General features: G+C 41.6%; 34 protein-coding genes. 1 reads left to right on the plus strand and 33 read right to left on the minus strand.

What is annotated here, in order from left to right; translation table 11 throughout:
• Positions 1-162: 162 nt before the first annotated feature.
• The 31 genes from ABT997_RS05580 to tgt form a co-directional block, all read right to left on the minus strand.
• A complete protein-coding gene (locus ABT997_RS05580) occupies positions 163-1464 on the minus strand; it encodes a glutamate-cysteine ligase family protein (protein ID WP_154854797.1) in 1302 nt (433 codons plus the stop codon).
• A 197-nt stretch (positions 1465-1661) separates the two neighbouring features.
• Entirely contained in the window at positions 1662-2048 is a 387-nt protein-coding gene (gene rplQ / locus ABT997_RS05585) for a 50S ribosomal protein L17 (RefSeq protein ID WP_006595176.1), read from the minus strand.
• 11 nt (positions 2049-2059) lie between these two features.
• Complete coding sequence (locus ABT997_RS05590) at positions 2060-2998, minus strand: DNA-directed RNA polymerase subunit alpha (protein ID WP_350018944.1); 939 nt, start codon at positions 2996-2998, stop codon at positions 2060-2062.
• 45 nt (positions 2999-3043) lie between these two features.
• The gene (gene rpsK, locus ABT997_RS05595) at positions 3044-3427 is read right to left on the minus strand and encodes a 30S ribosomal protein S11 (protein ID WP_001118385.1); all 384 of its coding nucleotides are present in this window, start codon (positions 3425-3427) and stop codon (positions 3044-3046) included.
• 26 nt (positions 3428-3453) lie between these two features.
• Complete coding sequence (gene rpsM, locus ABT997_RS05600; RefSeq protein WP_003009631.1) at positions 3454-3819, minus strand: 30S ribosomal protein S13; 366 nt, start codon at positions 3817-3819, stop codon at positions 3454-3456.
• Positions 3820-3836: 17 nt separating this feature from the next.
• Entirely contained in the window at positions 3837-3953 is a 117-nt protein-coding gene (gene rpmJ / locus ABT997_RS05605; protein WP_001808836.1) for a 50S ribosomal protein L36, read from the minus strand.
• 23 nt (positions 3954-3976) lie between these two features.
• Positions 3977-4195 carry a translation initiation factor IF-1 gene (gene infA, locus ABT997_RS05610; protein ID WP_001029883.1) on the minus strand — a complete coding sequence of 73 codons (219 nt, stop codon included), beginning with the start codon at positions 4193-4195 and terminating at the stop codon, positions 3977-3979.
• Positions 4196-4311: 116 nt separating this feature from the next.
• A complete protein-coding gene (locus tag ABT997_RS05615; RefSeq protein ID WP_006597039.1) occupies positions 4312-4950 on the minus strand; it encodes an adenylate kinase in 639 nt (212 codons plus the stop codon).
• A gap of 96 nt (positions 4951-5046) precedes the next feature.
• Positions 5047-6354: a preprotein translocase subunit SecY gene (secY, locus tag ABT997_RS05620; RefSeq protein WP_023025007.1), complete on the minus strand. Its 1308-nt coding sequence runs from the start codon at positions 6352-6354 to the stop codon at positions 5047-5049.
• 12 nt (positions 6355-6366) lie between these two features.
• Positions 6367-6807 carry a 50S ribosomal protein L15 gene (rplO, locus tag ABT997_RS05625; protein WP_006595181.1) on the minus strand — a complete coding sequence of 147 codons (441 nt, stop codon included), beginning with the start codon at positions 6805-6807 and terminating at the stop codon, positions 6367-6369.
• A gap of 145 nt (positions 6808-6952) precedes the next feature.
• Positions 6953-7135, minus strand: a complete 183-nt coding sequence (rpmD, locus tag ABT997_RS05630; protein WP_002894509.1) for a 50S ribosomal protein L30 — start codon at positions 7133-7135, stop codon at positions 6953-6955.
• A 14-nt stretch (positions 7136-7149) separates the two neighbouring features.
• Positions 7150-7644, minus strand: a complete 495-nt coding sequence (gene rpsE, locus ABT997_RS05635) for a 30S ribosomal protein S5 (RefSeq protein ID WP_023025005.1) — start codon at positions 7642-7644, stop codon at positions 7150-7152.
• A gap of 17 nt (positions 7645-7661) precedes the next feature.
• Positions 7662-8018, minus strand: a complete 357-nt coding sequence (gene rplR, locus ABT997_RS05640; RefSeq protein ID WP_003010871.1) for a 50S ribosomal protein L18 — start codon at positions 8016-8018, stop codon at positions 7662-7664.
• Between the two features lie 83 nt (positions 8019-8101).
• Entirely contained in the window at positions 8102-8638 is a 537-nt protein-coding gene (rplF, locus tag ABT997_RS05645) for a 50S ribosomal protein L6 (RefSeq protein WP_009732027.1), read from the minus strand.
• Between the two features lie 187 nt (positions 8639-8825).
• Positions 8826-9224 carry a 30S ribosomal protein S8 gene (rpsH, locus tag ABT997_RS05650; RefSeq protein WP_006595183.1) on the minus strand — a complete coding sequence of 133 codons (399 nt, stop codon included), beginning with the start codon at positions 9222-9224 and terminating at the stop codon, positions 8826-8828.
• Positions 9225-9404: 180 nt separating this feature from the next.
• Entirely contained in the window at positions 9405-9590 is a 186-nt protein-coding gene (locus tag ABT997_RS05655) for a type Z 30S ribosomal protein S14 (RefSeq protein ID WP_001085699.1), read from the minus strand.
• A 17-nt stretch (positions 9591-9607) separates the two neighbouring features.
• A complete protein-coding gene (gene rplE / locus ABT997_RS05660; protein WP_006595184.1) occupies positions 9608-10150 on the minus strand; it encodes a 50S ribosomal protein L5 in 543 nt (180 codons plus the stop codon).
• Between the two features lie 23 nt (positions 10151-10173).
• The gene (gene rplX / locus ABT997_RS05665) at positions 10174-10479 is read right to left on the minus strand and encodes a 50S ribosomal protein L24 (RefSeq protein ID WP_006595185.1); all 306 of its coding nucleotides are present in this window, start codon (positions 10477-10479) and stop codon (positions 10174-10176) included.
• Between the two features lie 76 nt (positions 10480-10555).
• Positions 10556-10924 (minus strand): 50S ribosomal protein L14, encoded by a 369-nt coding sequence (rplN, locus tag ABT997_RS05670; RefSeq protein ID WP_023025002.1) that lies wholly within the window; start codon positions 10922-10924, stop codon positions 10556-10558.
• 25 nt (positions 10925-10949) lie between these two features.
• Entirely contained in the window at positions 10950-11210 is a 261-nt protein-coding gene (gene rpsQ, locus ABT997_RS05675) for a 30S ribosomal protein S17 (protein WP_000440801.1), read from the minus strand.
• A gap of 23 nt (positions 11211-11233) precedes the next feature.
• Positions 11234-11440: a 50S ribosomal protein L29 gene (gene rpmC / locus ABT997_RS05680; protein WP_003002350.1), complete on the minus strand. Its 207-nt coding sequence runs from the start codon at positions 11438-11440 to the stop codon at positions 11234-11236.
• A 9-nt stretch (positions 11441-11449) separates the two neighbouring features.
• Positions 11450-11863, minus strand: a complete 414-nt coding sequence (gene rplP, locus ABT997_RS05685; RefSeq protein ID WP_023024998.1) for a 50S ribosomal protein L16 — start codon at positions 11861-11863, stop codon at positions 11450-11452.
• Positions 11864-11866: 3 nt separating this feature from the next.
• Positions 11867-12520 (minus strand): 30S ribosomal protein S3, encoded by a 654-nt coding sequence (gene rpsC / locus ABT997_RS05690; RefSeq protein WP_006595187.1) that lies wholly within the window; start codon positions 12518-12520, stop codon positions 11867-11869.
• Between the two features lie 12 nt (positions 12521-12532).
• The gene (gene rplV, locus ABT997_RS05695) at positions 12533-12877 is read right to left on the minus strand and encodes a 50S ribosomal protein L22 (RefSeq protein ID WP_154854781.1); all 345 of its coding nucleotides are present in this window, start codon (positions 12875-12877) and stop codon (positions 12533-12535) included.
• Between the two features lie 11 nt (positions 12878-12888).
• On the minus strand, positions 12889-13170 hold the full coding sequence (rpsS, locus tag ABT997_RS05700; RefSeq protein ID WP_000533766.1) for a 30S ribosomal protein S19: 282 nt from the start codon (positions 13168-13170) through the stop codon (positions 12889-12891).
• A 102-nt stretch (positions 13171-13272) separates the two neighbouring features.
• Complete coding sequence (gene rplB, locus ABT997_RS05705; protein ID WP_048690562.1) at positions 13273-14106, minus strand: 50S ribosomal protein L2; 834 nt, start codon at positions 14104-14106, stop codon at positions 13273-13275.
• Positions 14107-14123: 17 nt separating this feature from the next.
• Positions 14124-14420 carry a 50S ribosomal protein L23 gene (locus ABT997_RS05710; protein WP_006595190.1) on the minus strand — a complete coding sequence of 99 codons (297 nt, stop codon included), beginning with the start codon at positions 14418-14420 and terminating at the stop codon, positions 14124-14126.
• Entirely contained in the window at positions 14420-15043 is a 624-nt protein-coding gene (rplD, locus tag ABT997_RS05715; protein ID WP_003009591.1) for a 50S ribosomal protein L4, read from the minus strand. The genes ABT997_RS05710 and rplD overlap by 1 nt, the downstream gene beginning before the upstream one ends.
• A 24-nt stretch (positions 15044-15067) precedes the next feature.
• A complete protein-coding gene (rplC, locus tag ABT997_RS05720; protein ID WP_003010846.1) occupies positions 15068-15694 on the minus strand; it encodes a 50S ribosomal protein L3 in 627 nt (208 codons plus the stop codon).
• Between the two features lie 83 nt (positions 15695-15777).
• Positions 15778-16086, minus strand: coding sequence for a 30S ribosomal protein S10 (gene rpsJ / locus ABT997_RS05725; RefSeq protein ID WP_003009585.1), 309 nt, complete (start codon positions 16084-16086; stop codon positions 15778-15780).
• 431 nt (positions 16087-16517) lie between these two features.
• Complete coding sequence (tgt, locus tag ABT997_RS05730; RefSeq protein ID WP_350018945.1) at positions 16518-17660, minus strand: tRNA guanosine(34) transglycosylase Tgt; 1143 nt, start codon at positions 17658-17660, stop codon at positions 16518-16520.
• A gap of 151 nt (positions 17661-17811) precedes the next feature.
• Here tgt and ABT997_RS05735 point away from each other — a divergent pair, with 151 nt between their 5' ends.
• A complete protein-coding gene (locus ABT997_RS05735) occupies positions 17812-18699 on the plus strand; it encodes a DUF975 family protein (RefSeq protein ID WP_350018946.1) in 888 nt (295 codons plus the stop codon).
• A gap of 159 nt (positions 18700-18858) precedes the next feature.
• On the opposite strand, the gene ABT997_RS05740 is transcribed toward ABT997_RS05735, so the two are convergent.
• Together ABT997_RS05740 and polA are read right to left on the minus strand one after the other, a co-directional pair.
• Complete coding sequence (locus ABT997_RS05740; protein WP_154854775.1) at positions 18859-19299, minus strand: CoA-binding protein; 441 nt, start codon at positions 19297-19299, stop codon at positions 18859-18861.
• A 134-nt stretch (positions 19300-19433) separates the two neighbouring features.
• Positions 19434-22079, minus strand: coding sequence for a DNA polymerase I (gene polA, locus ABT997_RS05745; RefSeq protein ID WP_350018947.1), 2646 nt, complete (start codon positions 22077-22079; stop codon positions 19434-19436).
• Positions 22080-22525: the final 446 nt, after the last annotated feature.

The following is a 22525-nucleotide window of genomic DNA, read 5'->3' on the forward strand; positions in this document are numbered from 1 at the left end:
CCTGCACATTGGTTCGTCTTGTTCAGTTTTCAAAGGTCTTTGTCGCTCTCGCGCGACAACTATATTAGTATATCACGTCCATGAAAACTTGTCAATATCTTTTTTCTATTTTTTTAAATTTTTTGTTGTTTTTTTGATTTTAAAAAAAGAAATGCTGTTAAATCAGCATTTCCCAAGCTCTTTTATGATTTCTTCGAGATAAACCTCTTCTTGGTTTCCACGATCCATCAATCCTCTTTTTGATATTTTTAACAGATCTAACGAATATTGTTTAATTTTCACCAATTCACTTTCAGTTAACTGTTTTTTCGAATATTGCCTTCTTAATTCTTTCGGATTTTCTTTACTAAAATCAAAAACTATATTTTGAGCTAAATACTCGTTTAATTCTTTGATATTATGATGCAATCCGACATGAAATGCAATTGGTGCAAATGTTTTATTTAATGGTTGAGTACAAACACTTCTATATTCGATGGTTCCTCTTGTTGTTAAATCTTGAAAATGGTAGCTTCTATGATTCTTTAGGTCCTCTTCTTGCGGTTTTATTTCTTGTCTAGTTCTATCTAAGCGATAGGCTACTATTTTTTCTTTTGCGAGATAATCCTCTACTCTAATAGGTTCGAAATATAAGATTTCATTCTCACGATAAACATAAAACAAGGCTGTCTTCGCTAAATATTCTAGAAAGTCCTTTTCATTTATGAACGCTTTAGGATTTACACCAACATTTTCCTGATAATAGCCATGCATGGAATCTTCCCAGAAAATATCTCTTGAGATCTTCGTATCCCAGTCTTCTCCATCGAAAATGGAATTAGCAAACAGATATGCTTTTGCTGGCTCTACCTTATTCATCGCATTAATTATTTCCAAGTAATTCGTTCTTGAAACATCTAATTGTACTTGATTGCCACAAATAAAGGTTCCATAGTCTGGATAATGATGGAATCGATGGTTAGGATCTTGTCCAGATAGTTGTAAGAATTGAATCAGCATTTTATAACGATCAATTTTTACAGGTTGATTTTCATTTATTCTCCAATAAGGATGGATGCCTTTTCCTTCTATTTGATGCTGCCTCTCTCTTAAGAATGGTTGAATGATTCCTAAATAGTGTTGAAACCGGCTTTCGACTTCTTGGATGGTTTTAGTCTTTTCAAAAGCAAATTCAATGGTATTGTAAGATAACTCAAATACAATTTGATCTTTGTTTATTTTATGTTGTAACTGGACTGGATTCCCATCTTCATCTTGTTTAATCGCAATAAAGTCTTCAACTTCTTGCAGATGCTTAAAAAGAGCTTTTGTAACCAGTACATCCGTTTTATTCCCCATTGTATTTACGATTGGAAATTCGAGTTCAACCCCAATGTACTGCTCTGGATTATCTTTTAGCGAGGCAAGGTAACGCTTTGCCAATAATTGTTGGGTAAGTGCTTGTGATTTTTCTTTTACTATCATAACTCTTCTATTATATCAAAAAAACGCCTGCTTACGAAATTGTTTTAAATTAAAGCAATTTCGTAAACAAGCGTCTACCATTTACCTCAATATGATGAGTGTTACCGCTAGGATAAATCCTAGCGGCAGACCAGAGCTAGACTAAGAAGAACCGTTTAGTCCTTCCAACATCATAACACTCAACAAAATTGATGATTTTATACTAATTCGATAATTGCCATTGGCGCAGCATCCCCACGACGTGGTTCAGTTTTAAGGATACGAGTATATCCACCATTGCGCTCAGCATAACGTGGTGCAAGTTCAGAGAACAATTTTTGAAGTGCAGTTGTTTCTGAATATTTACCAGTTTCTTCATCAAAGTTTTGTGATGCAACTTCGTTACGTACGTAAGCAGCTGCTTGACGACGTGCATGCAAGTCACCACGTTTACCTAAAGTAATCATTTTTTCAACTGATTTACGGATTTCTTTTGCACGTGCTTCAGTTGTTACGATTGCTTCATTGATGATAAGATCTGTTGTCAAATCACGAAGCATTGCTTTACGTTGTGAGCTAGTGCGTCCTAGTTTACGGTAAGCCATGTATTCCTCCTCTATTTATCGTTTTTTAGCCCAAGGCCTAAATCGGCAAGCTTAACTTTAACTTCTTCGAGACTCTTACGTCCAAGGTTGCGAACCTTCATCATTTCAGGTTCAGATTTTTCTGTCAAATCATACACAGTATTGATACCGGCACGTTTCAAACAGTTATATGAACGAACAGAAAGATCCAATTCTTCGATGGTACGTTCTAGTACTCGATCATCTGATGCTGTATCTACTTCCTTCATAACATCTGTCGTAATCGCGATTTCTGTTAAGTTCGTAAAGAGGTTAAGGTGTTCTGTCAAAATACGAGCAGATAAACCTAAAGCATCTTCTGGAATAATTGTTCCATTTGTTAAGATTTCAAGGGTTAGTTTGTCAAAACCATCGTTGCTACCAACGCGAGCTGGTTCAACTTGGTAATTAACTTTTGTCACTGGCGTATAGATTGAATCTACAGCAAGTGTACCTACTGGTGCATCATCTTTTTTATTCTGATCAGCTGGAACATAACCACGACCGCTGTTCACAGTCAAAGTTGCTTTGAAGCTTGATCCTTCACCGATTGTAAAAAGATAATGATCAGGGTTTACAATTTCAATATCACTATCTGTAAGAATATCTCCAGCAGTCACTTCTGCAGGGCCTTCTACATCAAGTTCAATAATCTTTTCGTCTTGGACGTAAGATTTTACAGCGATCCCTTTAACGTTAAGAATGATTTGCATAACGTCTTCACGGACACCTGGAACTGTATCAAATTCGTGCAATACACCTTCAATGTTAATTGAAGTAACAGCAGCACCTGGAAGTGAAGCTAATAATACGCGACGAAGAGAGTTCCCTAGTGTTGTACCATAACCACGTTCAAGTGGTTCTACTACAAATACACCGTAATCTTTATTTTCATCAATTTTTGTTATATTTGGTTTTTCAAACTCAATCATTTGCTATACTCCCTCTGAAACGAAAAGCTGTGTAATTGTTGATGATTATACACGGCGACGTTTTGGAGGACGAGCACCATTGTGTGGCACAGGAGTCACATCGCGGATTGCAGTAACTTCAAGACCAGCAGCAGCAAGAGCACGAATAGCAGACTCACGACCAGAACCAGGACCTTTAACAGTAACTTCTACTGATTTAAGACCATGTTCTTGAGCTGATTTTGCAGCAGCTTCTGAAGCCATTTGTGCAGCAAATGGTGTAGATTTACGAGAACCTTTGAAACCAAGAGCACCTGCAGATGACCATGCAATTGCGTTACCATGCACATCAGTAATCATAACAATTGTGTTATTAAATGTTGCGTGAATATGAGCAATACCTGATTCGATATTCTTTTTCACACGACGTTTACGTGTTGGTTTAGCCAAGATTTTTACCTCCTTATTTTATTTTCTTATTTTTTCTTACCAGCAATCGCAACAGCTTTACCTTTACGAGTGCGAGCATTGTTCTTAGTGTTTTGTCCACGAACAGGAAGTCCACGACGGTGACGGATACCACGGTATGAACCGATTTCCATCAAACGTTTAATGTTCAAGTTCACTTCACGACGAAGGTCACCTTCTACTTTAATTGCGTCAACTTCACGACGGATAGCATCTTCTTGATCTGGTGTAAGGTCACGAACACGAATATCTTCAGAAACGCCTGCAGCAGCAAGAATTTTCTTAGATGTTGGAAGTCCGATACCGTATACATAAGTCAATGAAATTACTACACGTTTGTCATTTGGAATGTCAACTCCAGCAATACGAGCCATGTTTTCTCCTTTCTATCTTATCCTTGACGTTGTTTGTGTTTTGGATTTGCTGGGCAAATTACCATAACACGACCATTACGACGAATTACTTTACAGTATTCGCAAATTGGTTTGACCGATGGTCTTACTTTCATTTTTATCCCTCCAAGTTTTTCGATTATTTAAAGCGGTATGTGATACGTCCACGTGTCAAATCGTACGGACTCATCTCCACTGTAACACGATCTCCCGCTAAAATACGAATATAGTTTTTACGAATTTTACCAGAAACTGTTGCTAAAATCTGATGTCCATTTTCAAGTTCAACCGTAAACATAGCATTCGGCATTGTATCAACTACCTTGCCTTCTACTTCAATCACATCGTCTTTTGCCACGCAAAAGTACCTCCATAAATTTCGATTCATTCCTCTGAGCACAGAGGTAACAATTATAAGTCAGACTAATTCATTGTATCACTTGTTATCAATTATTGCAAGCAACTAAAACGTTTTTATTTCAAATTCTCTAAGACTTTTTGGATATCCTTAAAGACGTCGTTAATATCTTGGTTTCCTTCGATATCATGGACTAAACCTTTTGCACGATAATGAGCAAGAATCGGCTCACCTTGAGCGATATTCACATCCAAGCGGCGTTTAACCGTTTCTGGTTTATCGTCCTCACGTTGGTAATAGTCTTCTTCCTTGTAATCAGCTGGTGGGTTGAATACTTTATGGTAGGTTTCACCTGTTTCACGGTGAATAATGCGACCGCTCAAGCGTTCAAGAAGGCAAGATGGATCCACTTCGATGTTGATTACACCCTCAAGTTCAAGGCCAAGATCTACCAAAATTTGATCCAAAGCATGTGCTTGTTCAATCGTGCGAGGAAAACCGTCTAAAAGGAATCCTTTTTCCTTAATATCGTCTTGAGCCAAACGTTCTTTTACAATCCCGTTGGTTACATCATCCGGCACCAATTCACCTTTATCGATGAATGATTTTGCCAACACACCCATTTCGGTTTGATTGGCCATTGCAGCACGGAACATATCCCCTGTTGAGATATGTGCAACTTGAAATTGTTCCACAATTTTAGCTGCTTGCGTCCCCTTACCTGCTCCAGGCAATCCCATGATTAATAAATTCATAATCATTTGCTCCTTATTTTGTTTTTAAATAAGCCTGTTACAATTTAACAAACTTATTCAAAAACAAAATAGAAGGTTGACAATGTCAACCTAATTCTATTCTGTTGTATCCATGAAACCAATGTATTTGCGTTTCAATAAGTAACCTTCTAATTGTTTCATTCCCTCAATACCAGTCGAGATGATGATCAAGAGACTAGTTCCTCCGAGAGCAACTGTATCTGTCAGACCAAAGATATCCCGAGCAAGGATTGGAATAATGGTGATAAATCCAAGGAATAGAGAACCGACCGTAGCCAAACGTCTAAGAAGACGTGACATGTAGTCTTCTGTTCCCTTACCAGGACGCACACCTGGAATGTAAGCACCACTCTTTTGTAGATTTTCCGCAGTTTTTTCTGGGTTAATCTGTACAAATGTGTAGAAGAAAGTAAACAAAATGATTAGCAAAGCATACATTGCTACACCAGTAGGTGTATTGGTTGCTAACATAGATTGTGCTGTTCGAACCCATCCAGCATTGTAACCCATGGCACTAATGACCTGGAAAATTGCTGCCGGTGCAGCCGTGATCGAACTAGCAAAGATGACAGGAATAACTCCAGCTGGGTTTACCTTCAATGGAAGATATGAGCTAGATGGTGCTCCTTGTGCAATCTTTGTGTATTGGATTGGAATTTTATACTGAGCTTGTTCCACAAAGGTTGTGAAGTAAATAATCACTAATACCGCTAAGATTAACAGACCTACGAAAATTAGTGAATTAGTCAATTGTCCAGAACGAACGTTAACAAATGAATCTTCATAAACACCTTTGATCATCTCTGGAATTGAAGAAACAATCCCCGCAAAGATAATCATAGAAACACCGTTTCCGTATCCTTTGTCTGAAATCTGTTCTCCTAACCAGGTCACAATCATCGAACCTGTCGTTAAAATTGCACCAATTAAGATGTAGGTTTCAACGTTTGGTGTCGACACTAATTTAGCCTGTGACAAGGTGTGGAAAGTAGCTGTAATTCCAATGGATTGAACGAAAGCTAGAACCAAAGCGATATAACGTGTTGCCTGATTCAACTTTCTCCGTCCAACTTCTCCTTGTTTCCCCCACTCAACAAACTTTGGAAGCAAGTCCATTTGAAGGAGCTGAACAACGATGGAAGCCGTGATGTAAGGACTCACCCCTAGGGCAAAGACAGAGAAGTTTCTCATGGCATTCCCTGACACCAAGCTCATCATATTCAAGAAGGAAACATCTTGTAAGTTGTTAAGGATTTTCGCATTCACACCAGGAACCGTAATCGTGGTTCCGATTCGAAAAACAAGTATGATAAAAATGGTAAATAAAATTTTTGATCTTACTTGTTTTACCTTAAATGCATCTTTTAATAATTTAAAGAACATAGGTCACCCCTCTTAGATGACTTCTACTGAACCACCTTTAGCAGTGATAGCTTCTTCAGCTGATTTAGAGAATTTAGCTGCCTTAACAGACAATTTCTTAGTCAATTCCCCGTTACCAAGAATTTTAATCCCTGATTTTTCAGCTTTTACAATACCTGCTTCAACAAGTACAACTGGTGTTACTTCAGCACCATCTTCGAAGACGTTCAACTGATCAAGGTTTACAATAGCATATTCTTTAGCGTTGATGTTTGTAAATCCACGTTTTGGAAGACGACGGAACAATGGAGTTTGTCCACCTTCAAAACCAAGACGTACACCGCCACCGCTACGAGCTTTTTGACCTTTTTGACCACGGCCAGAAGTTTTACCATTACCAGATGAAGTACCACGACCAACACGGTTGCGGACTTTACGTGAACCTGCAGCAGGTTGTAATTCATGAAGTTTCATTATTTAATTTCTCCTCTTTTGTAAATTGCTAACGCATGCAATCAGGAAAAGGTGTCCCGACTACAAACTCGCCTATACTTATATTTAGTTTTAGGGGATGAGAAATTTCCCATACCCCTGAAAACCTTGTTCTATTATAAATAGATTATTTTACTTCTTCAACTGTTACCAAGTGAGATACTGCAGTGATCATTCCACGTACTGCTGGGTTATCTTCTTTAATAACAGAGCTGTTCAATTTGCCAAGTCCAAGTGCTACAACAGTTTTACGTTGTGACGGGATGCGTCCGATTGGAGACTTAGTCAAAGTAATTTTAATTTGAGCCATTTGAATCTCCTTTCTTAAGCCAAGTCAGAAACTGAAATACCACGAAGGGCAGCAACTTCTTCAGCGCGTTTCAATTGTTTCAAACCTTCAACAGTTGCACGAACAATGTTGATTGGAGTGTTTGATCCAAGTGATTTAGATGTTACATCTGCAATACCTGCCAATTCGACAACGGCACGAACTGCACCACCTGCAGCAACCCCAGCCCCTTCGACAGCTGGTTTCAACAATACACGAGCTCCACCAAATACTGATGTTACTTCGTGTGGAATTGTTGTTCCAACCATAGGAACTTCAATCAAGTTTTTCTTAGCATCTTCTACTGCTTTACGGATTGCTTCTGGTACTTCTTGAGCTTTACCTGTACCAAAACCAACACGTCCGTTACGGTCACCAACAACTACAAGAGCTGCAAAGCGAAGACGACGTCCACCTTTAACAACTTTTGTAACACGGTTGATGGCAACTACACGTTCTTCAAGTTCAACTGCATTGTCTTTAAATGCCATTTTCTAGTGTCCTCCTATTAGAATTTCAATCCGTTTTCACGAGCTGCATCAGCCAAAGCTTTAACACGTCCGTGATATAGATATCCACCGCGGTCGAACACCACTTCAGAAATACCTTTAGCAACTGCACGTTCAGCAACAAGTTTGCCGACAACAACGGCTTGTTCAGTTTTAGTTCCTTTTGAAACTTCTTTGTCAAGAGTTGAAGCGCTTGCGAGCGTTACACCCGCTACGTCATCAATTACTTGAGCGTAGATGCCTGTATTAGAACGGAATACGTTCAAACGTGGGCGATCAGCAGTTCCAGAGAGTTTTCCGCGAACGCGACGGTGGCGTTTTTGACGGATTTTATTTTTATCTGGTTTCGAAATCACAATTTTCACCTCTTAATTTTAAAATCATGTGCTAAGCACTGAGTTGGAAAATAGGTGGGTGGTTGATAGACAACCACTCAACATTATTTACCTGTTTTACCTTCTTTACGGCGAACGAATTCACCAACGTAACGGATCCCTTTACCTTTGTAAGGTTCTGGTGAACGAAGGCTACGTACGTAAGCAGCTGTTTGACCAACTACTTCTTTTGAAATTCCGCTGATAACGATAGTCGTTGGGTTTGGAAGTTCAAAAGTAATTCCTTCTGGAGCTTCAACTTCGTCTGGGTGAGATTTACCAACAGCCAAGACAAGTTTGTTTCCTTGAAGTTGTGCACGGTAACCAACCCCGCGCATTTCAAGTTCTTTCTTGAATCCTTCTGATACACCAACAACCATGTTGTTCAAAAGGGCACGAGTAGTTCCATGGATGGTTTTCATTTCTTTTGAATCGTTTGGACGGTGAAGAGTTACTTCAGTACCTTCCACACGGATTTCAATATCTTTTGAGAACTCACGAGTAAGTTCCCCTTTAGGTCCTTTTACAGTTACTACGTTGTCATTGTTAGTGAGTTCAACACCAGCAGGCAACACGATAACTTTATTACCAATACGTGACATGTTTTTATTCTCCTGTTAAATTGTCAGGCCATGACGGCCAGTTTTCACGGGGTTTAAATCTTTTTGATTTAAAAATTAATGTTTAGGTCTCAATTTCTAAGTGAATCGAGGCATCGTCTCGCAGGCATAACTTTGAGTTAGGCAAGAGACGATAACGAAGAGTCACAACGAAATTGGGAGCTAAATATTACCAAACGTAAGCGATAACTTCCCCACCAACGTTCTTTTGGCGTGCTTCTTTATCAGTAAGCAAACCTTCAGAAGTTGAAAGGATAGCAATTCCAAGTCCGTTAAGAACTTTTGGAAGATCTTCACGTTTTTTGTAAACACGCAAACCTGGTTTAGAAACACGTTTCAAGTTTGTGATAACTTTTTCACCGTTTGCTCCGTATTTCAAGAACACGCGGATGATTCCCTGTTTGTCATCTTCGATTACTTCAACGTTTTTTACAAAACCTTCGCGTTTAAGGATTTCAGCAATCCCTTTTTTGATGTTTGATGCAGGTACTTCAAGTACTTCGTGTTTTGCTTGGTTAGCGTTACGAATACGAGTTAGGAAGTCTGCGATTGGGTCAGTCATAACCATTTTATATTTCTCCTCTTACTAGTAGTTTGAAATTTTCACTTGCTAGTTAATGATTGAGCTAGGCTCAGAATATGTTTCTAGGTTTCAATTCCTAAGTGAGTCTAGGCATCTGCTTGCAGGCATAACTTGAGTTAGGCAAATGCAGATAACGACGATTCACGACGGGATTGGAAGCTAGAATTACCAAGATGCTTTAGTGACACCAGGAATTTGTCCTTTGTATGCCAATTCACGGAAGCAAACACGGCAAAGTTTAAACTTGCGGTAAACTGAGTGTGGACGTCCACAACGTTCACAGCGAGTGTATGCTTGAGTAGAGAACTTAGCTGGGCGTTTGTTCTTAGCAATCATAGATTTTTTAGCCATTAGTTTTACCTCCTATATTATTTTGCAAACGGCATACCAAGGCCAGTAAGCAATGCACGTGATTCTTCGTCTGTGTTCGCAGTAGTTACGATTACGATATCCAAACCACGAGTTTTATCAACATCATCAAAGTTGATTTCTGGGAAGATCAATTGCTCTTTCACACCAAGTGTGTAGTTTCCGCGTCCGTCAAATGATTTTGTTGGAACACCGTGGAAGTCACGAACACGTGGAAGTGAAACTGAAACCAATTTGTCCAAGAATTCGTACATACGTTCGCCACGAAGAGTTACTTTCGCACCGATCGCTACACCTTCACGAAGACGGAAGCCGGCGATTGATTTTTTAGCTTTTGTGATAAGTGGTTTTTGACCTGAGATCAATGCCAATTCTTCAGCAGCTTTCTCAAGGTTTTTAGCGTTAGAAACAGCGTCTCCAACACCCATGTTCAAAACGATCTTATCAACTTTTGGCACTGCCATAACTGATGAGTAGTTAAATTGTTCAGTCAAAGCTGGAACTACTTCATTAAGGTATTTTTCTTTTAAACGATTAGCCATTATACTTCTCCTTTCCTTCGTGATTAGTCAAGCACTTCGCCTGATTTTTTGTTATAACGAACTTTTTTGCCGTCTACGAATTTGTAGCCAACACGTCCAGCAACACCGTTCTTGTCCAAGACTTGAACGTTTGATACATGGATTGGAGCTTCTTTTTCGATGATAGCACCTTGAGGGTTTTCGTTATTTGGACGTTGGTGTTTCTTAACAAGGTTTACACCTTCAACAACAACTTTATTTACTTTTGGAAGAGCAGCAACGACTTTAGCTTCAACACCTTTGTCTTTACCAGCAATTACACGAACTTTGTCGCCAGTTTTTACAAACATTTTATTCTCCTTTTATTCTTACGCCCGTTGGGCACCCTGGCCAATGAGCCAGGGGACTGTGTTTGTGATTTTTATATTAAAGTACTTCTGGAGCAAGTGATACGATCTTCATGAAACCACCGTCACGCAATTCACGAGCGACTGGGCCAAAGATACGAGTTCCGCGAGGAGTTTTGTCTTCACGGATAATCACTGCAGCATTTTCGTCGAACTTGATGTATGAACCATCTTTACGACGAGCACCTGATTTAGTACGAACGATAACAGCTTTTACAACGTCACCTTTTTTAACCGCACCACCAGGAGTAGCTTGTTTTACAGATGCTACGATAACATCACCGATACCTGCGAATTTACGTCCTGAACCACCAAGAACTTTGATGGTCAAGATTTCGCGTGCACCACTGTTGTCAGCAACTTTCAAACGAGTTTCTGTTTGAATCATTTAAGTTTTCTCCTTTCAGGTCAGATTAGATGATGACCGCTTCTTCAACAACTTCTACAAGACGGAAGCGTTTTGTAGCTGAAAGCGGACGAGTTTCCATGATACGAACGATATCGCCTTCTTTGGCAACGTTGTTTTCATCATGTGCTTTGTATTTTTTAGAATAGTTGATACGTTTACCATAGACTGGGTGATTACGTTTAGTTTCAACTACAACTGTGATTGTTTTGTCCATTTTGTCAGACACAACGCGTCCAACAAGAACTTTACGATTATTGCGTTCCATTGAAATTCTCCTTCCCTAGTCTATTATTTAGCTTCTGATTGAACAGTTTTGATACGAGCGATTTGTTTTTTCACTTCTTTCAAACGTCCAGTTTGTTCCAATTGACCAGCAGCTGCTTGGAAACGAAGTTCAAACAATTCTTTCTTCAATTCATTTTCACGCTTCGCGAGTTCTTCTTGAGAAAGACCACGAAGTTCTTTAACAAATTCTTTTACTTCTGTAAGTTTCATGACCTCTCCTTATTTTGCTTCACGTTTTACGAATTTACATTTAACTGGCAATTTGTGGCTTGCAAGACGAAGCGCTTCGCGAGCGATCTCTTCAGATACACCAGCAACTTCAAACATTACTTTACCACGTTTAACTGGTGCTACCCAACCTTCAGGCGCCCCTTTACCAGATCCCATACGTACCCCGATAGCTTTAGCGGTGTATGATTTGTGTGGGAAGATCTTGATCCAAACCTTACCACCACGTTTCATGTAACGAGTCATGGCAATACGAGCAGCTTCGATTTGGCGGTTAGTGATCCAGTGGCTAGTTGTAGCTTGAAGACCGTATTCACCGAATGATACTTCTTTTCCACCTTTTGCTTCACCGCGCATTTTACCACGGAATTCGCGACGGTGTTTTACACGTTTAGGTACTAACATTGGTTATTTACCTCCTTTAGCGTCTTTACGAGCTGGAAGAACTTCACCACGGTAGATCCATACTTTAACACCAAGTTTACCGTAAGTTGTATCTGCTTCTTCCCAAGCGTAATCGATGTCTGCGCGAAGTGTGTGGAGTGGAACTGTACCTTCAGAGTATCCTTCAGCACGAGCGATATCTGCACCGTTCAAACGACCCGATACTTGAGTTTTGATTCCTTTAGCTCCAGCGCGCATAGTACGTTGGATCGCTTGTTTTTGAGCACGACGGAAAGCCACACGTTGCTCCAATTGACGAGCAATTCCTTCACCAACAAGGTGAGCATCCAAGTCAGGACGTTTGATCTCGATGATGTTGATGTGGACTTGTTTACCTGTCAATTTGTTAAGAGCTGCACGAAGTGCATCGACGTTCGCTCCACCTTTACCGATAACCATACCTGGTTTAGCAGTGTGAAGTGAAACGTTAACTTTGTTTACTGCGCGTTCGATTTCAATAGTAGAAACCGCTGCGTCAGCTAATTCTTTTTGAATAAATTTGCGGATTGCAAGATCTTCATGAAGGTAATCCGCGTATTCTTTTTCAGCATACCATTTGGCATCCCAATCACGGATGATGCCGACACGCATTCCAATTGGATGTACTTTTTGACCCACGATGTTACCTCCTTATTTTTCTGTCACAACCACTGTGATGTGGCTTGTGCGTTTGTTGATTGGTGAAGCTGAACCTTTCGCACGTGGACGGAAACGTTTCATTGTTGGTCCTTCGTTTGCGAATGCTTCAGATACTACCAAGTTTGCTTTTTCCAAACCAAAGTTGTTTTCAGCGTTTGCTACTGCTGAGTTCAACACTTTCAAGATGATTCCAGCTGCTTTGTTTGGAGTGAATTTCAAGATTGCTACTGCATCGGCTACGCTTTTACCACGGATGTTGTCAAGAACAAGACGTGATTTACGAGGTGAAACACGCACTGTACGAGCCATTGCTTTAGCTGAAGTAATTTCTGCCATTTATGTTCTCCTTATTTTCTACGTGTCTTCTTGTCATCTGCAGCGTGACCTTTGTAAGTACGAGTTGGTGCAAATTCACCAAGCTTGTGACCTACCATGTCTTCTTGGATGTAAACCGGTACGTGTTTACGTCCATCATAAACTGCGATAGTGTAACCAATGAAACTTGGGAAGATCGTTGAACGACGTGACCAAGTTTTGATAACTTTTTTCTTTTCGTCGTTAGCTTGAGCTTCAACTTTTTTCATCAAATGCTCATCGACGAAAGGTCCTTTTTTAAGACTGCGTCCCATTTTATTATTTTCTCCTTTAAATATAGTACCACAGCGGCTTGCGCTCACAAGGAGCGCTACCGAGCTGGCGGATCATCTAGCGCTTAAGCGACTAGTTCTAAATTATTTCTCGTTGCGACGACGAACGATAAGTTTGTCAGATTTCGCTTTCTTGTTACGAGTTTTAAGACCAAGAGCAGGTTTGCCCCATGGAGTAGATGGCGCTTTACGACCAACTGGTGCTTTACCTTCACCACCACCGTGTGGGTGATCATTCGGGTTCATTACAGAACCACGAACTGTTGGGCGGATACCTTTCCAACGGCTACGTCCAGCTTTACCAAGGTTTACAAGTCCATGTTGTTCGTTTCCGACAACACCAACCGTAGCACGGCAAGTACCAAGGATCATACGAACTTCGCCTGATTGAAGACGAACAAGAACATATTTACCTTCAGCACCCAATACTTGAGCAGAAGCTCCAGCAGCACGTACCAATTCTCCACCACGGCCTGGTTTCAATTCGATGTTGTGGATCAAAGTACCAACTGGGATGTTAGCAAGTGGAAGAGCGTTTCCGACTTTGATATCTGCTTCTGGGCCTGAAACGATGCGTTGACCAACTTCAAGACCTTTTGGAGCGATGATGTATGCTTTCACACCGTCAGTGTAGTGTACCAAAGCGATGTTTGCAGAACGGTTTGGATCGTACTCAATTGTTTTTACAACTGCTTCAACGTTATCTTTGTTACGTTTGAAGTCAATCAAACGGTAATGACGTTTGTGTCCACCACCTTGGTGACGAACTGTGATACGTCCGTTGTTGTTACGACCTGCTTTGCTCTTCAATGAAACGAGCAAAGATTTCTCTGGTGTGCTTGTTGTGATTTCAGCGAAATCCAAAGAAGTCATATTACGGCGACCGTTTGTTGTTGGTTTATAAACACGAATTCCCACGATATTTCCTCCTTAGATTATTCAGCTTCAGTAGCGAACAACTCGATTGCTTTTGAATCAGCTGTAAGCGTGATGATAGCTTTTTTAGTTTTTGAAGTAAAACCTGTGTAACGTCCAACGCGTTTTGCTTTAGGTTTTACGTTTACAGTGTTCACATTCGCAACTTTTACACCTTCAAAGGCAGCTTCAACAGCTTGTTTGATCAAAAGTTTGTGAGCGCGAGTGTCAACTTCGAATACATATTTGCCTGCTTCAAGTTGAGCCATTGACTTTTCAGTGATAACAGGTTTTTTGATAACATCATACAAATTCATTATGCAAGAACCTCCTCGATTTTAGAGATAGCTGCTTGAGTAACAAGAAGTTTGTCACTATTTGCGATGTCAAGAACACTTGCAGTTGTAGCAGTCGCAACTTTCACGTTTGGAAGGTTACGAGCTGAAAGAGCTGCGAATTCGTTTCCTTCTTCAAGAATAACAAGGACTTTAGAATCGATGCTCAAAGCTGCAAGAACTTTTGCAAATTCAGCAGTTTTTGGAGCTGTAAATTCAAGAGAATCAACGGCTACAAATTTGTTTTCAGCAACTTTTTCTGAGTAAACAGATTTAAGTGCAAGGCGACGAACTTTTTGAGGAAGTTTGTACGCATAGCTACGTGGAGTTGGTCCGAAGACAATTCCACCACCACGCCATTGTGGAGAGCGGATAGAACCTTGACGAGCACGACCAGTTCCTTTTTGACGCCATGGTTTGCGTCCGCCACCTGAAACGGCTGAGCGGTTTTTAACTGCGTGAGTTCCTTGACGAAGGCTAGCACGTTGGCTGATGATCACATCAAATACAACTGCTTGGTTTGGTTCGATACCAAAGATCGCATCGTTAAGAACAACTTCGCCCGCTTGTTTACCAGTTTGGTCGAATAATGTTACATTTGCCATTTTGACTGTATTCCCCTTTCCTTATTATTTACCAGCTTTAACTGCTGACTTGATAGTGATAAGAGATTTCTTAGCACCTGGTACGTTACCTTTAATAAGGATAACGTTCTTTTCTGGAACAACTTGTACAACTTCAAGGTTTTGAATAGTTACACGATCGCCACCCATGCGTCCTGCAAGGTTTTTACCTTTGAATACGCGGTTAGGTGCAACAGGTCCCATAGAACCTGGACGACGGTGGTAACGAGAACCGTGAGCCATAGGTCCACGTGATTGTCCGTGGCGTTTGATAACACCTTGGAAACCTTTACCTTTAGAAGTACCAGTTACATCAACAATGTCTCCAGCTTCGAAAGTATCAACTGTGATTTCAGCACCAACTTCCAAGCCTTCAACGTTTTTGAATTCACGAATGAAGCGCTTAGGAGCCGTGTTAGCTTTTGCTACATGTCCTTTAGCAGGTTTGTTGCTCAATACTTCACGTTTGTCATCGAAACCAACTTGGATAGCGTTGTAACCATCTGTTTCAACAGTTTTAACTTGAAGAACAACGTTTGGAGTTGCTTCGATAACTGTTACAGGGATCAATTCGCCAGCTTCAGTGAAGATTTGAGTCATTCCCACTTTTTTCCCTAAGATTCCTTTTGTCATGAGAAAATAGTTCCTTTTCTATAGTTTTTTATTCAAAAAGTTTTTAACGAGCGTTTTTTATGCTCAAGGTATCAAGCTTTAGATTAAAGTTTGATTTCTACGTTTACACCACTTGGAAGATCCAATTTCATCAAAGCGTCAACTGTTTTTTGAGTTGGGTTGATGATATCGATCAAACGTTTGTGTGTACGCATTTCGAATTGTTCGCGAGAATCTTTGTATTTGTGAGTCGCACGAATGATTGTGTAGAGGCTACGCTCAGTTGGAAGTGGGATTGGTCCCGCAACTTGTGCACCTGTACGAGTAGCTGATTCTACGATTTTTGCAGCCGCTGTGTCAAGTGTACGGTGTTCGTACGCTTTCAAACGGATGCGGATTTTTTTGTTTGCCATCTTTTTCTCCTTTTCGTCTATTTAAGATAATAGGCTAGCTCCGCAAGAAAACCGACGCGCGTTGCGTGGCAATGCAACCGAGCGTGTCGCAACCTCTTGCATCAAAGCTAATAGCTGTTTTTCACAGCACCATAGTAGTTTAACACAATGAAAGCCCCAATGCAAGGAATTTGAGCAGATTTTTTTCGTTTTTTTGATGAAAGTGTTTTCGAAAGAAAAAGCGTGCTAAGAAAGTTGCTGTTATATAGAAAAAGGGAGCGAGACAGAACAAATTTATTTCCAAATTTGTTCGTCGTCTCGCCCCCGCACAGTTGATTAGGTTATCTTTGGAGCTTGTTAAGCTCCAAAGATACCAATCAACCACTGCGTCTATCAGTTATTCCTATTATTCTCAGATGGCTGTGGTCTTTTTTCTTCCTATTTAGCTTTTCCTAGAAATTCCGCCCTGATTTGTTATAGCCATATTTTTCGACGAAATGCTCACGGAATTCTAAAAGATTGTCATCCATGATGGCTTGACGGACCTGCTTCATGAGGTTAATCAAGAAGTAGAGGTTGTGGTAGCTGGTCAAGCGAATGCCGAAGGTCTCATCTGCCTTGAGGAGGTGGCGAAGATAAGCACGGGTGTAATTCTTACAAGTGTAGCAATCACACTCGTGATCTAGCGGTGTAAAGTCTTCTGCAAATTGCGCATTTTTCACCACCAGACGTCCTTGACTAGTCATACAGGTGCCGTTTCGCGCAATCCGCGTCGGCAAGACACAGTCAAACATGTCCACTCCACGAATTACACCATCGATCAGACTGTCTGGAGCTCCTACTCCCATGAGATAACGTGGCTTGTTCTCTGGTAAGAGTGGAGTTGTGAAATCCAGCACGGCATTCATCTCTTCATGGCTTTCCCCGACAGCTAACCCACCGATAGAATAGCCTGGAAAGTCCATGCTGACCAAATCTTGAGCAGACTGACGGCGCAAGTCTTCAAATCCAGCCCCTTGGACAATCCCGAAAAGACCTTGATCATGAGGGCGACGATGAGCCTTCAGGCCACGTTCTGCCCAACGACTGGTCCGTTCGATTGATTTCTTCACATAATCATAGGGTTGATAGAACTGAGGACATTCATCGAAGGACATCATGATATCGCTCCCTAGATTATTTTGGATCGAGATGGCCTTTTCTGGGGAGAGGAACATCTTCGAACCATTGAGGTGGTTTTTAAAGGTTACCCCTTCTTCGGTGATATTGCGGGCATCCGCTAGTGAATAGACCTGGAAGCCTCCGCTATCTGTCAAAATGGGCTGGTCCCAGTTCATGAACTGGTGCAGTCCTCCTGCTTTTGCGACCAAGTCGTCCCCCGGACGAAGCCAGAGATGGTAGGTGTTGGCCAAAATAATTCCTGAACCCATTTCTTTGAGTTCTTCTGGCGATTGGGTCTTAACGGTTGCCTGAGTCCCTACAGGCATAAACATTGGAGTTGGAAAGGTCCCGTGGGGGGTGATAATTTCTCCCAGACGAGCTCCTGTATGCTTTTCTTTTTTGATTAATCGATATTGAATCGGTGAATCTGTCATGGTTACCTCCGTACTGGGAAAAACAGTCCCAGCCTTCTTATTCCTGTCACAGGATCTCCTGTGAGCACCTGTACGATTGTACCAAATTTTACCAGCTCTGTCACGGACTTGTGTTATAATAAAGGGTACTACTACCATGAAAGAGGACATTATGAATATCAAATTGGTTCGTGCTCAAGCTCGTCAGCTGCAATTGCAACATCCCAAAGTCTTCTCCTACTTTGCCTTGCCAACTTTCCTGACAATCCTTGCAAGTTACATGTTGACAGGGACAGACATCACTGAAACACTTGCTCACATGGAACTTAGAGAAGGGATGCTCTTTCTTCTAAGTCGGCAGATTTTCCCTGCGATTGTTGGTTTTATCCTGTCTTTTCTCTATTTAGGGGCAACTTTTCGCTTTTTGATTTCTGCCTCTAGCAAGGGAGAAAAGAACTTTGGTATCTTCACCATCTTTCAGAGCCAGTATTTTACACCTGCGTTTTTGACGCTATTCATTAAGCAAGTTATCCTGTCTTTGTGGGGGAGCCTCCTCTATGTGAGTCAACTTCTCTTAACGGTGGTCAGCTATCACGTTCTCACTATCAATGAATCCTCCTCCACTACGTCTACCCTTAGAGCGGATACTCCAGAAGTTCAAGCAATTCTTAAGTTAGCTCCAACGATGACGACCGGCCTCTTAATGGCTCTGGTTGGGCTCCTGCTCTTCCTCCCTTTTTATTACCAGTATAGTTTGGTCGAATTGATCCTATATAGTCGACTGATGACAGGAACCTATGACGGGCCCATGTCTATCCTCCGCCAAAGTAAGGAAGAGATGAACGGCTTTAAGAGCCACCGCCTCGTTCTTGATTTGAGTCTGCTCGGTTGGCAAATTCTATCTTTTTTCACTTTAGGAATGGCGAATTTTTATGTTAAACCTTATGCAACCAGTTGCCAAATCATCTTCTACCATACCCTCCTTCAAAAACGGATGCAGGAGGACAGTCGCTTCCAGCAAAAGGCGCCGGATCTACCAAAGTCTAATCCACTTGATTAACAAAGGAAACAAGAAAACCCACCTTCGATTGGAGCCATTCTCCAAAGCACTAGGTGGGTTCTTTTTTCTCTGTTAGGGAAATCCGTCTGTATTTATTTCATCTCTCGTATCAGTTTAATCACTGAATGAAAGACGAGAGGTTCTGAGATAAACCAAAGGCTATCCTTCTCCTAAGACCAAGCGAGTATGCTCGCGTTTGATACAGCGGTTCATGACGATATCTTCTCGTCCAGCTCCACGAAGGATTTCTTCTGCTTCTTGATTTTCCAGCTCTAGTTGCGCCCAGAAAATCTTCGCATCCGACTCGATAAAGTCACGCGCTACATCTGGCAAAAACTCACTGCGACGGTAAACATCGACGATATCTACTGGGAAAGGAATTTCCTGCAGGCTAGCGTACACCGTTTCTCCAAGGATTTGGCCACCGGCTGCACGAGGATTAACGGGAATAATCCGGTAGCCCCGCTCTTGCATCTCCTTGCTGACACGATGGCTAGTCGTCTCTTCACGGTCAGATAATCCAACTACAGCAATGATTTTACTGGTTTCTAGGTAATGTTTGATAATGCCATCACTAGGATTGCGAAATGAATAAGCCATATGAATCTCCTTTTGTATGCGTTTCCTTTCTTTAAATAGTATAACAATACGAAGGGCATTGCAAGTGTTAGTCATTAAAAGCGGTAGGAAACTGAAAAGTCTCCTACCGCTTTCTTTTTTGGACAAACTCAATCTTATTTGGCTTCATACCATGTTTTGCCTTCGTTTTCATCGGCTTCCAGTGGTACCGCAAGTTCAATAGCGGATTCCATGGTCTCTTTGACGAGTTCTTTGATTGCTACCAGTTCCTCACTTGGTACTTGCAGAACAATTTCATCGTGGACCTGAAGGAGCATCTTGGTCTTATATGCCCCTGCTTCTAGCGCTTGGTCCAAGTGGATCATAGCAATTTTCAAGATGTCGGCTGCCGATCCTTGGATGGGTGAGTTGATAGCCGTCCGCTCCGCAAAGCCTCGAACATTGAAGTTGCGAGAATTGATATCTGGAATCTCCCGACGACGCTTGAAGAGAGTTTCTACATAGCCTTTGTCACGCGCTTCCCGTACCACTCTTTCCATATAGTTCTTGATGCCAGGGTAGCGTTCGAAATAGGTTTCAATGTAGGCCTTGGCTTCTTTTCGACTGATCCCTAGATTATTAGACAGTCCAAAGTCGGAAATTCCATAAACCACACCGAAGTTTACTGCTTTTGCATTGCGACGGTCATTCGGCGTCACATCTTCTGGTTTTTCAATATTGAAGACCCGTATAGCAGTCGATGTATGGATATCTGCCCCATGTTTAAAGGCATCAATCAAATGCTCATCTCCCGAAATATGGGCCAAGACGCGCAATTCGATCTGTGAATAGTCCGAACTGAGCAAGACACTGTTTTCCTCTTCTGGGACAAAGGCCTTGCGAATAAGACGGCCTTGTTCCAAACGGACAGGGATGTTTTGCAGATTGGGATCCACGCTGGACAAACGGCCTGTCTGCGTCAAATCCTGCACATAGCGGGTATGGATTTTTCCATCCTCTAGGATAGCCTCTTGCAAGCCCACCACATAGGTAGACTGGATTTTTGCGATTTGGCGGTATTCAAGAATCTTAGATACAATCGGTGCAATTGGAGCTAGGCGTCCCAAGACATCGACGGCTGTTGAATAGCCGGTTTTGGTCTTCTTCGTATATTCAAGAGGAAGTTCCAATTTTTCAAAGAGGATGACGCCCAATTGTTTTGGAGAATTGATGTTAAATTCTTCTCCAGCAAGCTCGTAGATTTCTTGAGTCAAGCGCTCCAAGACTGCTTCGTTTTCCACCTGCATGTCTTTGAGGGTCTGGCGCTCTACCTTAATCCCTGCGATTTCCATCTTGGCCAAAACAGCTGCTAGTGGTTGCTCCATATCATAGAGCAAATCTAATTGGTCATGGGCTTGCAACTGCTCCACCATGGGCCCTTCGGTATCCAGTAGAACAGCGACCTTTCGTGCCAAATGCTCTAATAGGACCGCCTTTTCTGGGATAGCTTTTTTGGCTCCCTTGCCATAAACGACTTCGTCCAGCGGTAGTGCAATCTGACTATAGAGACTCGCAATGGTTGAAATTTCATTGTCCTCTACGGTCGACAAGAGATACTTGGCCAATCGACTATCAAAAGCCGGCTTTTGCAAGGTAATGCCTAAGTGGCTAAGCAAGACCTTGGCCCGCTTAAAGTCATAGACCTTGAGGGGCGTTTTTTCGAGAAATTCTTTGAAAATCGGTGTTTGTAAAAGACCAGTATCTGTACTTGCGTAGAGCTGACCTTTTGTCCCCCATGCAAAGCCGATAATGGGTTCCGTATGGTAATTGTCCCCAAAAATCTCAAAATGGAAGAAACTATCTTCCGTAAGCATATCTGAAGTGACTTGCTCGACTTCTGTATAGTCAATGGCTACAGGAGCCGCCTCTTCTCCACTGAGATCCAAGGCCTGACGGAGTTGCTTGAAGCCCATCTCCTCATAAAACTTGGCGAGATTTTCTAGATGGGGGCCCGTATAGGTGATATCATCCAGGCCAATCTCAATGGGGGCATTGGTATCGATGGTCGCGAGAGTCTTGGACAGATAGGCCTGCTCCTTGTCGTTGATAAGGTTTTCCTTCATCTTAGAGGCCTTCATCTCATCGATATGCTCGTAAATGCCATCGAGAGAGCCATACTCTAGGAGTAGTTTGATCCCTGTCTTTTCTCCGATTTTGGTGACACCCGGGATATTATCCGACTTATCTCCCATCAAGGCCTTGAGGTCAATAAACTGCTCTGGTGTCAGTCCCATCTTTTCTTTCAGATAGGCTGGAGTGAATTCCTCAAACTCTGCCACTCCTTTTTTGGAGATTTCAACCACCGTATTGTCATCCGTTAGCTGGATCAAATCCTTATCCCCAGAGACAATGGTGACTTCAAAGGGTACTGAGGTCGCTTCTGCCATCTTATCAAGCGTTCCAATAATATCATCCGCCTCATACTGGGCCAGCTCATAATGGCGGATTCCCAAATGATCCAGTTGCTCGCGAATAAAAGGAAACTGCTCACGGAATTCATCTGGTGTTTTTGCCCGGCCTCCTTTGTAGTCGGCATACATCTCCGTCCGAAAAGTCGTCTTGCCTGCATCGAAAGCAACGAGGACATGGGTTGGTTGGATGCGCTCCAATAGATGGCTCAACATGAGGTTAAAACCATAGACCGCATTGGTATGCAACCCATTGGCATTTTTGAAGCGATCGATTTGATTATAAAGTGCAAAAAAGGCACGAAAAGCGACGGAAGACCCGTCGATGAGTAGTAATTTGTTCTTTTTTTCCATAAGCTTATTATACCACGAATCATAAGGTCTCTGGTACATAAAAACTCTACCCTTTCGGGTAGAGCCTTCTTTAGGAATTTCTTATGAAAAATGAAGAGAAGTGTTTATTCGCCGTAGCAAGAACCTTGTTGTGGCAATTTCTTAAAGCGTTTTGGATAATTAACTGAGATTTTCATTTTCTGTACCTCATTTCTTATTGGATGAGTTTAGTATACAGCTCAAACCTAAACCATTCCTTATAGAAAGCTTTAAGAAAACTAAAAGCTGAGGCGCAAAGCATGCAGTTGTTTTTTGCTGCAGACCGGTAACTGAAGATGGAGCCCTTGCCATCGTAGCCCTAAGAAAAGCAAAGTAAAAGACCACCGGATTTGGTGGCCTTTTAGGGAGATTATTATGAAAAAGAAAAGTTTTAGGATTTCATAAACAAAGTTAGGAGGTCTTTGTTT

Origin of the sequence: Streptococcus australis, from assembly GCF_040226615.1 — a bacterium.
Lineage (GTDB): Bacteria > Bacillota > Bacilli > Lactobacillales > Streptococcaceae > Streptococcus > Streptococcus australis_E.